The organism is Luteibacter aegosomatissinici (assembly GCF_023078495.1).
Lineage (GTDB): Bacteria > Pseudomonadota > Gammaproteobacteria > Xanthomonadales > Rhodanobacteraceae > Luteibacter > Luteibacter aegosomatissinici.
On the sequence record NZ_CP095742.1, the window covers coordinates 2,860,115 to 2,875,054 of the forward strand.

A 14,940-nucleotide genomic window follows, 5' to 3' on the forward strand; every position below is an offset into this window, starting at 1 on the left:
GGGGCACCGTACGGTGCCCCTGTCCAGCCCCCCTCCTCAAGTCGGCAGCGTCTGTGCCGATACCGGTTTTCATGCACATGGACACGGAAACTCCCACCCCCACTGCCGCACCCCCTCCCGATGCCACCAGCGACCATCAGCTACGCGAAGTCCTTGCTGCCGTCCCGGGCTACCTCTCAACCATCGGGTCCAGCCTGGTCGGGGCGACAGCGTTTCTTCTCATTTCGGGAGCGTCTTACTACCAGGCGCTTCTTGAACACCTGCACGCGACATGGGCCGTCGACACCATCCCCTATACCGCGATGGTGCGGGCCGGTGCACTCAACGCCCTCATCTTCCTGCTGACGACGACAATTACCGTTGCCGTCACCGTCGTCGGCTTGTTTACGCGCCGTCAGATGGCGTCTTTCTGCATCATCTGCATTGCCGTCGTTTGTGCATCGACGGGCCTTTCATCGCTGCAGTCTGTGCGGGGCAGCAGGTGTGCCGACACGCTCGCCTTTGTCACCACCCTGGCCGGTGCCTATCTGGTCGCAACGGGTGGGACCGCGCTGATTGCAAGAAAACCGACAACCCCCCTTGAACTGCGCTGGGCCGCCCTCGGTGGGACGGTCGTGAAGCTCGGTCTGCTCATGTTCTGGCCCTACCACGTCGGCAAGCTCGATGCCGAGCAGGTGCTGCAGGGCGAGGCCAGGAGCCGGCATCCCGATGTCTGCATCAAGGGCGACGGTCCCGGCGCGTGGCGAATGGTTCGCGCCGTCGAGGACAGGTATCTGGTCATCTCCCCGGAGCCGGACGTTGTCCGCCTGCGGCTCGTCCCCGCCAGTGAGGTAACAGATGTGTTGGTCAGCCTGCCCAGGCAGCCTGTAGAGGGCGGTCCACCGGCCCTGGCCTCGGCCTCCAGGGTGAGGGCCTAACCCATGGCTGCCATCAAGACCGTCGGCATGCTGCCCTCCGTCATGCAGTCACAGCAACGGCATCCAATGGCGCCCGTTGCACCGTGTAGCCATAATCATGCGCGGGCAGCACCTCCAACTTGCAGGGACCAAGGACGATGATAAAAACCATTGCCATCGAGAACGTACGCGGCATCGGCAGCAAGACCTTCGACCTCGACATCTTCCCCAACAAGCCATCCTTGCTTGTTGCGCCCAACGGCTTTGGCAAAAGTTCGCTTGCTGCCGCGTTTGCGGCGTTGAAGACGAGGCGCATGGAGCTGCCCAAGGAGCAATGGCACCTGGGCGATGAAGCACTCCCTCCCAAGCTGTCGCTGACGGTCAAGCAAAAGGGCCCTGTCAAAACACTGGTCGCAGATGGGCAGAGCAACACCATTGCCGGGGCGTTCGACGTCCACGTTGTCTCAAGCCGGCTGCGTGCGAAGGCAACCAAGCACAACATGGGTCGCTTCACCACGGCCGTTGCCGCGCTTGAAATCAGCGACCTCATCCTGGTTGCAACCATCCCCGAAAAGGCTAAGCACCTCTACAGCTCAACGTCCATACGGGCCCGCTTCGGAAACGCCGGCAAGGCGCTGCGAAAGGTCGATGACATCCTTTCCAACCCGGGTCTTGCCGATGGCTTCACCGACCTTTGCCCGGTGATGGACAAGGCCGACGGTGTGCGCATGGGTGCCGAGATTACGGGGTTGATGGATGCACTGACCAACGCCACCGGGACGGCAGATGACATCCGCACGTGGGCCGAACTGACGCTTGCGCCTCGCTTCGAGGTCATTCCTCCGCTTTCAGCGGTGGCCGACTTCATCGAGCCGCATGCAGCCACTGGCGACCGGCGCATCGACGCACTCCTGTCCGCCCTGCAGGTCACGTTGACGTACCTTGACGACAGGAAAGCATTCAAGGCGGCCTGCAAGTACCTTTCGTACCTTGACGAAAAGCAGGGGTACCAGGACGTCATCAACGCCTTTGGAGCCACGTGGAAGGAAGTACGCCCAAGGGAACACAAACGAAGCCTCGTCGTGTCGTTCCCGGCCGCGATGCACATCTCCAACGGCCAGCGTGACTCGCTTTGTTTCGCGGCGGAGCTGCGGAAAATTGAGCGCAGCATCGGTTCAAAGGACGTCATCGTCGTTATCGACGAGGTGTTTGACTATCTCGATGACGCTAACCTCGTGGCCGTGCAGTACTACATCCTGCGTCTTATCGACCGGGTCAAGGAAAAGGGCCGGAACATCTACCCCCTCATCCTCACCCACCTCAATCCCTACTATTTCCGCCACTTCTCGTTTCCGAAGCCGAAGGTCTATTTCCTCAAGAAATCCAAACCCTCCATTGGCAAGGAGTTCCGCCTGCTGCTTCTAAAGCGCGAAGATCCGTCCATCGAAAAGGACATCGGACGCCACTTTCTGCACTACGACCCGGTCGACGTCGACATCCGGCCCCAGATGAAGGCGGTTGGGCTGAAGGAAGCCTGGGGACAGTCCGCCGTCTTTCGTGCCCACATCGAGGCGGAATGGGAAAAATACGTCAAACAAGCCGACAACTACGACCCATTTGCGGTCTGCTGCCATGTCCGGGTCACCATCGAGCGTCATGCCTATGATGCACTTCCGGACGAGGCCAGAAAAACCACGTTCCTCGGCACCTGGAAGACCCGAAACAAGCTCGAATACGCAGCGTCCCAGGGGGTCGTGGTCGATGACACCCTTTACCTCCTCGGTCTCATCTACAACGACGGGATGCACGTCAACGAGAGCGTGGACGAGAGCAGTCCCATCGTCTCCAAGCTCGAGAACCTGACAGTCCGTCACATGCTCCTGCAGAGCCTAAAAGCCTGAGCGCCCGCCCTCCAACGCTCAAGACGGGACGCAATGTCGCTCGCCCATTGCGCAAAGGGGGCGAGCGGTTATTCCTGGAGCTCCCTTCCTGGAGCACCCTCATGGACCACGACACGCTGTTTCCCTTCGCCCGGCGCCTGCGCCCCGGAATGCGGACCTTCCTCTACACCCTTGGGGTCGTCGTCTGGACGCTTTTGACCTCAGCCCTCTTCGGGATCGCCGCCGGCCTCGCCCTTCGTTGGGCCAACAGCTGAAGTCGCATCATCAGGGCGCGGTTTCCTCACCCACACCCGAATGAGGAACTCTGCGCCGACGGCGGCCCCAACCCCGAAGGCTAGATATCCGACGACGACGAACCAGACCCAGGGCCACGGCTTGAAGGGCAATCCCCAGGCACGCAGCAAGACGGCAAACATCACCGTTGCCATAGCGACGCCATACATCACGCGGCTGATGTCGTCTTGCTGGCGACGGGCCACCGGCCCGACGTTGACAAGCGCGAAGAAGACCATCGCGCCGGCTGCAATCGCAAGTTCAGTGGCGATATCCCGCGCGTTGTAGAGCACAGAGGCAAATTCGAGAAGGAAGGGAGCCTCGGTATCCGGTGTCGCCTTCCCCGGAAGCGCAATCCAGGCAAGAAAGCCAACGATGACCCAGAGCGCAGCCTGCGAGACCACGGCGAGGGCCTGGTCCAGGAGGATCTCCCTCACGGGCCGTGGGCGTCGTTGCTCAGACCACCAGCGACGAACAAGGGAATGGGGCGTTGGCGCGGGTGAGGCGACGTGCATGACTGGCGTCCTTTTGCGGATGATTGCCCCGCGCCGGGGCCCTCTTGCCCCGGCGCACTGGTTCGCTCAGGCCGCGCGGTAGCGCTGGGCCACTTCCTTCTTCGACAGGTGCTCGGCCATGCCGAGACGGTGCTGGTCATAGGCGAGGTACATCTCCTCGTCGTGGAGCGGCGGGATGGTCACCACCTCCCCCCGGTCAAACCCGAGAAGGGCGGCGTCGACGAGATCGGCCGTTTCCATGACCATGCCCGGAAGCGCGGTGTCGACATCAATGCCGGCCTTGTCCCAGATTTCCGACTTCGTGGCGCCCGGGAGAACGGCCTGGATGCGCACGTTGGTGTCTTTGAGGTGGAGGGCAACGCCGCGCGTGAGGTTCAAAAGGTGCGCCTTCGATCCACTGTAGAGTCCTTCGAGAATTTCCGGTGCGAGGGCGAGAACCGAGGCGATGTTGATGACGCCGCCCCTGTTGCGGGCAAGAAAGCGCTTGATGGCCGAGGCCGTGAGCACGGATGGGGCGGTGACGTTGACCGCAATGAGCTCCGCGATGGCAGCGCTGCTGTTTTCGAGCACGCCGCCTTGCAGGGAGATGCCGGCGTTGTTGACCAGAAGCGTCAGGGACTCGTCCTCAATCACACGCTGCTCGACGCGGGCGAGGTCCTCGGCCTTCGACAGGTCCGCCTGGAGGATTTCCGCACGGCGACCAGTCGCATCCCGCAGGCGGCCGGCAAGTTCCCCAAGGCGGTCTGCCCGCCGGGCAACGAGGATGAGGTCGTAGCCCCGTGCAGCCAGGCGCTCAGCGTAGACCGCGCCAATGCCGCTTGATGCGCCCGTGACCAGTGCAGTGCCCTTCGATTCGGTGTTCATGCAACACTCCTTGCTTTGGTTATTGAAGCGTGTGTTGCGAAACGATAGCGTCGTCACTAGTCTTGTGCAATGGACATCGACAAACTTTCGACGGGAACATGCGCCATCTCGCGCGGGCTCGCGCTCGTCGGCGACACCTGGAGCGCCCTCATCTTGCGTGATGCAGGTCGTGGCATGACGCAATTTGACCAGTTCAGGGTCAGCCTCGGCATTGCGCCGAACATTCTGTCTCGACGGCTCAAGTCGCTGACGGAGGCAGGCGTCCTCGAAAGGCGCCGCTACAGCGAACGGCCGCCGAGGGACGAGTACGTGCTCACGAACGCCGGCGTGGATTTTCTTCCTATCCTTGCCGCCATCGGCGAATGGGGGCGCACGCACAACGGCGACGGCGTGCTCGGCCACATCGAGGATGCACACACTGGGGAAACCGTGCAGGCCATCGTCGTCGACGGACGCACCGGAAAGCGTGCACGGCCCGAAACCTGGCGCGTGGTCATGCCGATGCGACAGGACGACGCTGGCGGGTGACTCGCAAGGCTGCAATCATCTTCGCTGAAAGCGAACGAACAAGAATGCTCGCCATGCCTTCTACCCAGCATCGGAAGTGGCGTCAGACCGCATGCGTCCTCCCACACCCCAGACAACTGCGGACGCGGCCAGTCGCTGTTTCCCGCGTGCGCCCCAGCGCACAGCCGCACCGCCTGCAGCACGCAGAGCAACCTCGCTCCCATTTCCGAAAGCGCCACACCGCTCCCCAATAAAGCAGCACGGCGACGACAGCCCCCATCAGGACTATGAGGTCTTCCACCGGGAAGGCGAGTGTCCCGCGCTGGGCAATGTCCCGAAATACGCCCCAGCGAATGCCCACGAGAAGGGTTCCGCTGCCGACGATGGCGGCAGGCAGACACAGGGTCAGGAACATCCGGGTCGGGGCATGCATGGACTCTTCTCGCAAACGGGGACACGCTGCCTTGCCGGGGACCGTGGACCCACCCGACCCTGTCTCGCGGCGTCTCGCCGCTGACAAGCACTCCGCTTGGGCGCTCCATCGCGCTCGGCTGGCTACACGGGATTTTTGCGGACCGCGCCTTCTCAGCCTTGGATGAGGCTGAGGCACATGCGGTAAGGACCGGGGGGCGCCCGGAAACAGGCTCGCCCGCCCCGGTCAGCGCTTATCGGTCAGAGAATCTGGGCGACCTGACTGAGCAGCGCGCCCCCATACCCATCGACCTGCAGATACGTGCCATCGGTGCCCGATGCGCCAACGCCCGTCACCTTGCCACGCACAAAGGTGTCGGCAGCCGTGCCATTGACGACTGCGGAGATGGTATAGACCCCATCGTCCATCTTCGTCCCATCGTCGGACTTGCCATCCCATGTGAAATTCGCAAGCCCTGCCTGGGGTTTGTCGAGAGGGATGGTGCGGACGACATTTCCGTCCTTGTCCTTGACCTGCACATTGACGTTCGCGTTGGCGGTCGGGACATTGACCGCCCCTGTCATGACACCGTCCTTGAGCGTGCCTTTTACAGATGGCACGAGTACGTCATGGCCTACCAGACCGGATGCCCGAACGAACTGGTCACCCGTGAGATTCCCCGCCAACGTGTCGAACGATTTCTGAAGCTCCTGGGTAGCCGTGACCTGCGAGAACTGCGCGAGTTGGGCAACCATCTGCGTCGGGTCGTTCGGCTTCGTTGGGTCCTGGTTGGTCAACTGGGTCACGAGCAACTGCAGAAAATCGTCCTGGTTGAGCGATTGCTGCTGGAGCTTGCCGGACGAGGACTGGTTCGATGCGGCGTTGCTGTTGCCGACAGGTGTGGTCATGGGTGGTCCTTCAATGAGCGGGCGGAGCCCGGCGTCGAACGGGATACCGCCCGGACAACCGGCCAGGGGAAGGGGCGCCTACCTCGCCCCATCTTGTGCGGGGCACTGTCTCTCCCGCACGCGCATCATAGAGCATTCAGTTTTTGAACCATATAGGCTTAATACCGGCGCTCACGACCGCACACGGCCGAGGAGACGGCGCATTGGGACCGGGAGCTCCTCCCATTGCCAGTCCTCCCAGCCACTGGTATCGGAAACGCCCATGAGGGCCCGGACGCACGACGGTCGGTTATAGCGCGCAGCGCGCCAGAGGGGCTCGGCATTTCGCGCGCTGGGGTCACTGACGGGGATCAGCAGGCGAACACAGCCGAGTTTGCCCCGGTGGGCCGCGTGAACGAGGGCCGTGGAATGATGGGCCGCCGGGACCACGTCCGGGTGCTTGATGAGGGCTGCCACCGTGGCCGCATCACCGTCCCATGCGGCATCGCAGAGCGCGCGTTGCAATTGCAAGTCCATATGGGCCTCCATGCCCTGAAAAGTGCCCTACTCCTAACAGAGGCCGGACCGCTGTCAAGCGGGCCCGGGGCGCCGTCTTAGCGTCCACATCGCGGAATCAGGCGTGCTACGGACGGCGGTCCAGCGTCGCGTCTTCTCGTTTGCGGCATCAGGTCCTGCTTGGACACCCCGAGCCAGAGCAGATGAGGCTGGCCACGAAAATCGACGAGAGCGTGCCGACGACAAGACCGATGAGGAGCGTGACGGCAAGACCGTGGACCGCCGGGCCACCGAAGAAAAACAGCGCAGCCATGGTGATTCCCGTAAAGAGGGACGTAATGATGGTGCGCGACAGGGTGCTGTTGATCGAACGGTTGAGGACATCCTCGGGCGTGGCGTTGCGGGATGAGCGGAACAGCTCACGGACCCGGTCTAAGACGACGACCTTGTCGTTGATGGAGTAGCCGACAACCGCGAGGACCGAGGCAAGCACGGTGAGGTCGAACTCGCACTGGGTCAGCGCAAAGATACCGAGGGTCACGAGCACATCGTGGATTTCGGTCACCAGGGCGGCGATGGCAAAGCGCCGCTCAAAGCGGATCCACAGATTACCCATGATGCCGATGATGACGAAGATGACCGCATAAATGCCGTCCGAGCGAAGCTCAGCGCCGACCTGTGGACCAACGAAGGACTTGCGAGTCATGACCGCATCCGGCCGACTCTGCTGGAGGGCAGCCATGGTGTGCGTTGCGAACTCGCTTTGCCCAGACTTGTTGATAACAACATGGTCATCCCTAGGCCGGAGGCGAACCGTTACCGACCGGGTACCCCCGAGGGCATGCATAAGGCCGCCGTCGAGTCCAGCACTCGTCAGGGCGCGGCGAGAATCGTTCGTTTCGGTCGGCGCGCTTTAGGCCATGTCGACCGCCACGCCGACAACGACTTCCTAGCCCTGTTTGAAGTCTCGGGCAAGGATGAGCCCTATCGACGCGACCACCAGCAAGAGCGCCAACACGACGGGATTTCGCATTGTCCAGTCACGCGGTTACGCGATGGCAGGCGCGGGTTGAGAACGATGCCGTCCGGCGATGCAGATGACGTCGGCGCTGCGGTGGCTCACGCCACTGCGGACAATGCGCTCAGGGTCACCGGACGGCCCTTGGATCGTAGGCGAGCCGGTGGCGACTCCCTTGGATGAGACTGCTGCACACGCCGCACGGGGCGGATCGCCGCGCTACCCGCGGACAAAGGGCCATGTGACGTGACCGACGGCATCCCAAATCCGACGTTCCCCATGCGCCCCGCCTTCCTCGCCGGAATCGATGACTCCGCCCTGTTGCAACAGGTGACCGGCATTGCTCTTGAGTCAGCCCTGCTCCGTGGCGTTGCCGCCCTCCGCTGCCTTGCCCTGCCCACAGCACTGAAGCCGTCATCGTGAGTACAACTGCAGGGCCCTTGCCAGCGGCGCAGTGGAAGCCTCTGAGCTACCTGGTCATCGGGATGACTGGCCTTGCATTCGTGATCACAGGACAGTGGCCGGGTCGTCCCTTGCGGAGTGCGGGACGTTTCTTGCAGGGCTCGCGTTCAACATCGCGACGGTTAGCTTCTGGTTTTCGCTGGCATCCTGATCCCCATCACGTTTGAAGTCCGTGCACGTGGCTTTTTCCGGGGTACTTTCCCTCCGCCGTCGTGATGACCGGGATGGCCAAAGTGCGCGCGTCACCTTGCATCCTGTCCAGCACGCTCCACCCCTAACGGCTCTCCCGCCTTCGCCTTGCAAAGGACGGCGTTCGCGCGATCCACTCCGGGTGGCGAGCGTAGCGCCGCCGGCCAGATCAGATGCGGCGTTTCCGGTTTGCAGGCGCACCTGCCATCAGGACCTTCTTTGCACACCACGCGCGATGCCGCCGATGTCGTCTGCAGTGCCCCCCCATCGAGCGGCTTGCGTGGCGGAGTCCTGCCGGCCAGATCACGTCGCGCCGCGTGGACCACTGAACCACCGACCCAGCCTTCGGTATCGCGTGCGCCACGGGCTGTCGCGAATGAAAAGCGATTGCCAAATGCGGCCGCGTCCGGGCACGTCCGATGCGCACTCGCATCTGCACGCGCCGCCCCTGACCAACCTTGATTAGGCGCCCTCGAATCGGCGAACGAAAGCTATGCCACACTCAGTCGGTCCGGTGGCTCGTGTCATCGCGCGCCGAACCATGGGAAAGTTGACGCTTCCCGCTGTGACTGCGTGGTGCTTCAACAGCAGGCTTCGCCTGTCCGAACGGTCGGGGCAGCGTCGCCCAGCCGCAGGTGTACGTGCCCAAGGTCGCGACACTCCAGGCAGGTGACGGCAGGCGGTCGCGACTCCGTCCGGCCTCCAGGTCCGCTCGCATGGATAAACAATGAAGAAAAGGCAACTGGTGCCCAGAGTGGGGGCATTTCTTCAGCTTCCACGCCGTCACAGTCCCCAAGGCCGGCAAAACAGGGCGGTCTCGGACGAAAAGCCACGAGCGGATATTCCCGTGGTCAGCGGCTCGTTAAGCCTTCTTGAGGTAGCAGGCCTTCAGGACCAGTACGCTCTTGCCTTCGCGGCATTCCACCTCGTCTTCGCTATCTGTCAAGTGAATTCCCTTGAACTGCTTTCCGCGCTTGAGCGTCAGGGATGCACCTTTCACCTTCAAGTCCTTGATGACCAGAACGCTGTCGCCTTCCACAAGCTCGTTTCCGTTGCTGTCACGTACTGCCATGATCTCTTCCCCAAAATAGTGACCACCTGTCCCGCCTGATGGGGCGGGAGCAGAATGCCTTTGGCTCATTTACGGCGACGGCCACTTGCCCCAACCCAACGCACGTGACCGACCAGCTTTGCCCGCATGGCCTCCCAAAGCGGACTGGGCCTTTCCGGATCATCAAGGTGTCTGGCCACCCCTTCCGCCATGACCTGTGCGAGTTCCAGCGGCAACGGCGGTGGGCCGTCGGTCCAGTACCGCAAACGCATCGCCCCAAGGCGCCCGCCCTCTTCAACCAACGAATGTATCGCCGTGAAAGCCGCTGCCTGAGCCGTGCGCGTTTGGCCGTCAACATCCGCAGATAGTGCCGCAGCCCGCGCTGTCTGGTTGGTTTTTTTCAAATACGCGGCGTAAGGTCCCATGCACTCGCCAAAGAGCGAACGGCAGCGCTGGCCGAGATTTGAGGGCGACCCTGGCTTATGGTCAACCCGCGCCAGGGTCAGGCGAATGGGTAGACGCTGAACCAAGGCGCCGAGGGTTGCCTCAGCGATGATCCCATCTCCATGAAGCGACGCGCGGAGCTGTGGCGCCGGCCCTTCCATCCAGCATTGACCGCTATCAGGAACACGGTGGCCGAATCGCTGCCCGGCGGCCGCAATTGCTTCGCCGAGGCGAACCCATGCCTTTCCGACCTCAGGCCAACAAAAGACACGGATGGAACGCTGTGCGTCGGGAGCGTCTGCCGGTGCGCGGGTCGACGTTGCCCACACCGCGATCTGCTCAATCGGGACGGCCCCCTTGGACGACATGCCTGGTGCGCTAGTCACCGTCGGTCTCCGGCTTCTGCTCCTCTGCGTGCCACGGGTGGCCCGAGACTCGCTCGATGTAGTCTCGAATGAGCTGCCGGACCACCTGCGAGGGAGTCGTGTCTTGCTCCTCACAAATGCGCTCGAAGATGGCCTTTTTTCGAGGGTCAACCAGAATGGTCAACCTCGCGGTACGCGTTTCCTGGGTCATGGAAGGACTCCTGAACACATTTCATTATCATAGCATGCGTATCTAATGAATGTCCTGGCAAGTGGGAGCCCCCCCCCCACCGCAGCGCGGTCGGTAAAACGGGCTCCTGCTCACTCCGCCTGCCTTTGACGGGTCGGCCGACGCCCCGCGCAACAAAAGATGAATGCGGTCACGCGGCCGGCGGCGCCCACACCAGAACGCTCGACGCGCTCGAGTCCCACCGAGCGCACCATGCTTGCCGCATCAACCTGGTCATGCGCCGAGCCGACGTCCGCCCCTCCCCCAGGGCTACTCCTTCGCCTGACAGTCGACGTTGACAAAGAAATCTGCGGCGGCGTTATCGACTCAACCTGGCCTTACCCCGCACGCAAAAAACCATCTCAAGCCAGGCAGAGTCCCAATCGAGCGCGCAGACCAGACTGAAGCCATGCTACACGGCGGCGTATGCTTCCATCAGGGTTGTCGGCGGAGTCTTCGATGGAACGATGGATCTTGCGATTCTACATGTGGCCGCGCGCGCAACATCGCGGCTCGCCCCTTCATCATTGGCTAAGAGAGGCGGCCCGACTGCGGGGACTCGGAAGCGGCCGGTTATATCGGTCAGGTGCCATGCTGCACAAACAAAAGGGCCTGAGCTCGCGGCAGGGTAACGACAGGGCCGATCGCCCTGTCGTTGTCGAATTTGTAACATCTCCAGACACAGCGGCGCTATTGACCGAACTGGTCAGTATCAGTTGTGCCTGCGCCCTCTGGACGCGAGTCCCGCTACGCTAGACGGCAGTCGACAGCCCCGACGAGCCCGCCTTCGGCATACGGGCAATGCGAATGGTACAGAGGACCGGCTCAACGCGCGTGATGCGGGTGGCGTTCCATTCGATGGCGCATGGGGAGCCGGCCGCCTCGAAGACAGTTCCTCGCTCATCACGTGTCCCCCCGTCGCTGAAGCGAAGCGCCAATGTCGCCTCTTCAAGATCGCTCATAGCCATGAGCCGGTTAACGATTGCCGGCGCAAACGTGACATCCACGCAAGCCTCCTCCGTCCGATGATCTTCAACAGAAATGCCATTCGCATGAAGCGCGCCATCAGAATGAGCATGACGGACCGTGACATGGAATACCCGAAGCTCCTTGCCCGTTCTGATCACAGCCCCGTCTGTCAATATGCCGTTGAACACAACCTGATATCCCTGCCGCCCGCGATCGTTGATGCCTTCGACCACGGGATTTTCAAGCCTAAGACTGAGTTCGTGCACTTCGCGTTCCTGTCAACGTCGGGGTCCCTCTGAAACTGGGAGCCGTCGACCTTCAATTCACCGACCTGTGCTTCTGCCGCCCAAGGTGTTCACTGTGGCCCACCTATCGCGCACAAATCACGCCGCTGCGCTGACGTTCGCCCAGCCGTCTGACAACGACATCGGCAGTGGCACGAGAAACTTGAGGGCCAAAACGGCTTCCCCGAGAGGCACCAGAACGTAGACGACCTCGGACCCCGAGCGGCACCAAGAAGAGCTCGATTTGCCGAAAAGCACCCTAGTCAGCCCTGCGATTGCCGTGATCCGATCAACCCGGAAGGAGGTGCATACCGCCATGTCACCGAAGCTGACCCCGACGCAGTTGCTCACGCTTCGACAGCTGGCCGATACCGCGTTCCTCGCCGTCCGCCCCCTCGATCAAGGCCCATGCCGCGAATTGAAAGCCCACGGATTGGCCACTGAAGACCGTGACGGATGGTGGCGCATCACTGAGCCTGGTCGCCTCGTCCTTGCATCGTGCCGTGCGCACGACCTCTCGCGCGCGTCTTGAACCGCGGTGCACGAATGACCGGGTGCAGGATCAGATGTCCTGGACGGCGAGGACGTCGAAAGAACTCCTTACCAGTGCAAAACCAGTGCAAAAAAGCACCCAAACACCCCTGGATCACAACGGCGACGCATAACAGCTGGAGAATACCGGGGCTCCCACTGGTTGATGGGCGCCAGGTCCCGAAATTGTCGAATTTGGCAATTCGCCGATGCCTGTTGCGAGGGATGGTCAGGGTCTGCCATTCTTTCATTTCGTTTTGTCGGTGAGTCAACGGAGACTGGGATGGACCTCCACGACATTGTGGATGACGCCCATGCACTCGCGTCATCAATCGAAAGCGGCGAAATTGACGAGGCAGTGTTCCGCGCCGGCCGAATTGCCGCTGTGGCCGCCGTCGACGAAGCACTGGGGATTGTGCTCGCCGCATATCGAGTTATCGCTGTCCTGGCGACTCCCGACCACAGGGAAAGCGAGTTGGGGGGAGCCCTTACCGCGCTGGCGCGTACCATCGAAAACTGCATGGAATCATCGCCAGGCTCGACGCCGAAGTTGACTCGGGATTGCTCGCAGCGGAACAGGCGCGGCAACCTGCGTGCGGCGCTTGACGAGCTCAAGGACGAAGGTATTTCCGCCCTACAGGATCAAGCAAGTGTCCTGCATGTAAATGGCGCGTTCCTTGAAACGATGCTCAACGGCGGCTACATCTCCGATATCTTTGCCCGCGAGCTCGAGTGGGTGATGCAGCGCAGGACAGGCTGGATGGACGAAGAGCGGCAAACGCGCAATCTATGACGGCCCTCAAGGAGTAACACGTGCACACGTTACCGCACCCCATCCATTTCAGCTTCCAATGCCAGGATCGCACTGGCGCTTCCTTGCTCGCGGAGGTCACCGCGACCCAGGATGATGCGAGCTCGCCATTTGTCTGGCATGCGGTTTTTCCCGCGTCGGGGAGTCCACCCGCCGAGATGCTCGGCTCATCGCGATCGCTTGCCGACATCCGCAGTGACATCCAGACGAAGGTGCGTACCTTGCTCGCCAACGGCGGCACGGATGTTCGCGGCACAAGCCCCTACCGTTGACCGATTCGAACTAAACGCGAGCTCGAACGGACAACATGCCTGTGCAGCAGACCTGCCCGAGACCTGCCCGAAAATACGCTGATCAGCTTTAGGGTTTACGCGATGCAGTGTCGCGACCGGCCAGAACCTCCGCACAGCCCGCTCCCTGCGTGCGAATCGCACTATCACGATGCATCCCTCGGACCTCCGCCAGCCATGAATGGCCGAACGCCCGAGGCGTACAAGAAGCTGTCACCCTTCCCAACCGGCCTTCAACATGCCGGGGCGTTACCGCACCAAGCACGCACATCCATCCCATCGTGACGGGGGGCCATCGGCCATCGCTTGCCTGGCTGTGCGACCAAGCCGCGTAATTTTCGCGAGCACGACCCTGCTGGTCGGACAATTCGCGCGAGGTGTCAAAGCACCACTTCCTGCCGTACCGACCGTTTTGCGCGCGCCCACCAAGCACCCCCGTCGATGTCTTCACCGAAATCAGAATCCTGCTCGTCACCTACCCACTGCGAACGGAGTGTACGTGCCAAGCGCTCACTCCGACCAAATCGTCGACTCGTGCGACCGGATCAACCGCTATCTTGCGAATCGGGTCAGACGAATCTGCCCGAGAAAGAACGTCACCACGGCAACAAGTGCCGACAGCAGAGCGCTTGCAAAAAGCGCATCGAAGCCAAAACGCTGGAACGACGCTGAGGCAATAGCCCCTCCCCCGCTGAAACCACCGATCACCACGACGCACACGATCACACGGCGGCCATCGAAGGCAGAGCGGCCCAAGCGCTGGCCAACCGCAATTCCGAGGTCAGTGAACATGCCCGTGAGATGCGACGTCCGCAGCAACGCGCCAGAAACAACAGAGGTCAATCCGTTCTGGATTCCCATGGCGACGGCACACAACCCCAAGGCCGCCGAGAGGTGCACTGACCCCATCCCGGCGGCAATCGCAATGAGCCCGGACTCGGCCGCAAGCATGAGCCCGGCAGCCCTCGTTGGAATCCACCGGGGAGATCTGGAAACCCATCCACTGATGGCACAGCCCAGAGCGTACAAGCCGATGATCATCGCTGCATGCATCCATAGGTTGGTGTGGGACGTACCCAGGCCGATGGCCCCCTCCGTGGACACTCCGGTCAGATGTGTCACACCTCCGTGATGCAGGGCCATCAGAGCGATGGCGTTCACGCCGCCGGCGACAACCGGGAGGCAAATGGCCCACAACCAGGCCCAGCGGGGTATCTCTGGAATCATGCCTACACTTTCCTTCAGACTGCGCCACCTTACCCATGCAGGACCCCGTCATCGTGCCACGAATTCGTTCGCAAGTTCACGGCGACAGCCTCGCAAGCCAAGCAAATGGAAGGTCCGACCCGAAATACGCGCTTGTACCTACCCACGCTTGTTTGCAATGACATGCCACTGAGCATAACAAGTCCCTCGTTTGGGGGATGAGGAGACCGGGCCAGGGAGTAGAGTAACGAGGCTTTGATTGGCTCGAAAAGATGGCTGACCACGGATTCCCCTCCCTCAAACCCCAAGGGCGTAACGAG

14 protein-coding genes and 1 pseudogene are annotated in these 14,940 nt (G+C 61.9%); 6 read left to right on the forward strand and 9 right to left on the reverse strand.

The annotated features are described in order from the left end of the window. The first annotated feature begins 77 nt into the window (after positions 1-77). Positions 78-917: a hypothetical protein gene (locus L2Y97_RS12860; RefSeq protein ID WP_247427086.1), complete on the forward strand. Its 840-nt coding sequence runs from the start codon at positions 78-80 to the stop codon at positions 915-917. A gap of 137 nt (positions 918-1,054) precedes the next feature. Then, positions 1,055-2,797, forward strand: coding sequence for a hypothetical protein (locus L2Y97_RS12865; RefSeq protein WP_247427088.1), 1,743 nt, complete (start codon positions 1,055-1,057; stop codon positions 2,795-2,797). A 200-nt stretch (positions 2,798-2,997) separates the two neighbouring features. On the opposite strand, the gene L2Y97_RS12870 is transcribed toward L2Y97_RS12865, so the two are convergent. Beyond that, on the reverse strand, positions 2,998-3,507 hold the full coding sequence (locus tag L2Y97_RS12870; protein WP_247427091.1) for a hypothetical protein: 510 nt from the start codon (positions 3,505-3,507) through the stop codon (positions 2,998-3,000). 144 nt (positions 3,508-3,651) lie between these two features. Next, positions 3,652-4,449 carry an SDR family NAD(P)-dependent oxidoreductase gene (locus L2Y97_RS12875; RefSeq protein ID WP_247427093.1) on the reverse strand — a complete coding sequence of 266 codons (798 nt, stop codon included), beginning with the start codon at positions 4,447-4,449 and terminating at the stop codon, positions 3,652-3,654. A gap of 69 nt (positions 4,450-4,518) precedes the next feature. On the opposite strand from L2Y97_RS12875, the gene L2Y97_RS12880 reads away from it, so the two are divergent. Beyond that, the gene (locus L2Y97_RS12880; protein WP_247427095.1) at positions 4,519-4,977 is read left to right on the forward strand and encodes a winged helix-turn-helix transcriptional regulator; all 459 of its coding nucleotides are present in this window, start codon (positions 4,519-4,521) and stop codon (positions 4,975-4,977) included. Positions 4,978-5,628: 651 nt separating this feature from the next. On the opposite strand, the gene L2Y97_RS12885 is transcribed toward L2Y97_RS12880, so the two are convergent. From L2Y97_RS12885 to secF, 3 genes are all read right to left on the reverse strand, one after another. Next, positions 5,629-6,276, reverse strand: coding sequence for a flagellar hook assembly protein FlgD (locus L2Y97_RS12885; protein WP_247427096.1), 648 nt, complete (start codon positions 6,274-6,276; stop codon positions 5,629-5,631). 171 nt (positions 6,277-6,447) lie between these two features. Next, complete coding sequence (locus tag L2Y97_RS22535; RefSeq protein WP_425492761.1) at positions 6,448-6,804, reverse strand: ankyrin repeat domain-containing protein; 357 nt, start codon at positions 6,802-6,804, stop codon at positions 6,448-6,450. Positions 6,805-6,940: 136 nt separating this feature from the next. Next, the gene (gene secF / locus L2Y97_RS12890; RefSeq protein WP_247427098.1) at positions 6,941-7,618 is read right to left on the reverse strand and encodes a protein translocase subunit SecF; all 678 of its coding nucleotides are present in this window, start codon (positions 7,616-7,618) and stop codon (positions 6,941-6,943) included. Positions 7,619-8,035: 417 nt separating this feature from the next. Here secF and L2Y97_RS12895 point away from each other — a divergent pair, with 417 nt between their 5' ends. Further along, positions 8,036-8,212: a hypothetical protein gene (locus L2Y97_RS12895; RefSeq protein ID WP_247427100.1), complete on the forward strand. Its 177-nt coding sequence runs from the start codon at positions 8,036-8,038 to the stop codon at positions 8,210-8,212. Positions 8,213-9,302: 1,090 nt separating this feature from the next. On the opposite strand, the pseudogene L2Y97_RS12900 reads toward L2Y97_RS12895, so the two are convergent. The 3 genes and pseudogenes from L2Y97_RS12900 to L2Y97_RS12910 form a co-directional block, all read right to left on the reverse strand. Further along, positions 9,303-9,506 (reverse strand): annotated as a pseudogene (locus tag L2Y97_RS12900) (PhnA domain-containing protein); the annotation flags it as partial. Positions 9,507-10,313: 807 nt separating this feature from the next. After that, positions 10,314-10,511, reverse strand: coding sequence for a CopG family transcriptional regulator (locus tag L2Y97_RS12905; RefSeq protein ID WP_247427103.1), 198 nt, complete (start codon positions 10,509-10,511; stop codon positions 10,314-10,316). A gap of 770 nt (positions 10,512-11,281) precedes the next feature. Further along, positions 11,282-11,764 (reverse strand): hypothetical protein, encoded by a 483-nt coding sequence (locus L2Y97_RS12910; protein ID WP_247427105.1) that lies wholly within the window; start codon positions 11,762-11,764, stop codon positions 11,282-11,284. Between the two features lie 832 nt (positions 11,765-12,596). Between L2Y97_RS12910 and L2Y97_RS12915 the strand changes: the two genes are divergently transcribed. Beyond that, a complete protein-coding gene (locus L2Y97_RS12915) occupies positions 12,597-13,106 on the forward strand; it encodes a hypothetical protein (RefSeq protein ID WP_247427107.1) in 510 nt (169 codons plus the stop codon). A gap of 20 nt (positions 13,107-13,126) precedes the next feature. Next, a complete protein-coding gene (locus L2Y97_RS12920; protein ID WP_247427110.1) occupies positions 13,127-13,396 on the forward strand; it encodes a hypothetical protein in 270 nt (89 codons plus the stop codon). A 570-nt stretch (positions 13,397-13,966) separates the two neighbouring features. On the opposite strand, the gene L2Y97_RS12925 is transcribed toward L2Y97_RS12920, so the two are convergent. After that, complete coding sequence (locus L2Y97_RS12925; RefSeq protein ID WP_247427112.1) at positions 13,967-14,641, reverse strand: YoaK family protein; 675 nt, start codon at positions 14,639-14,641, stop codon at positions 13,967-13,969. Between the last annotated feature and the right edge of the window lie 299 nt (positions 14,642-14,940).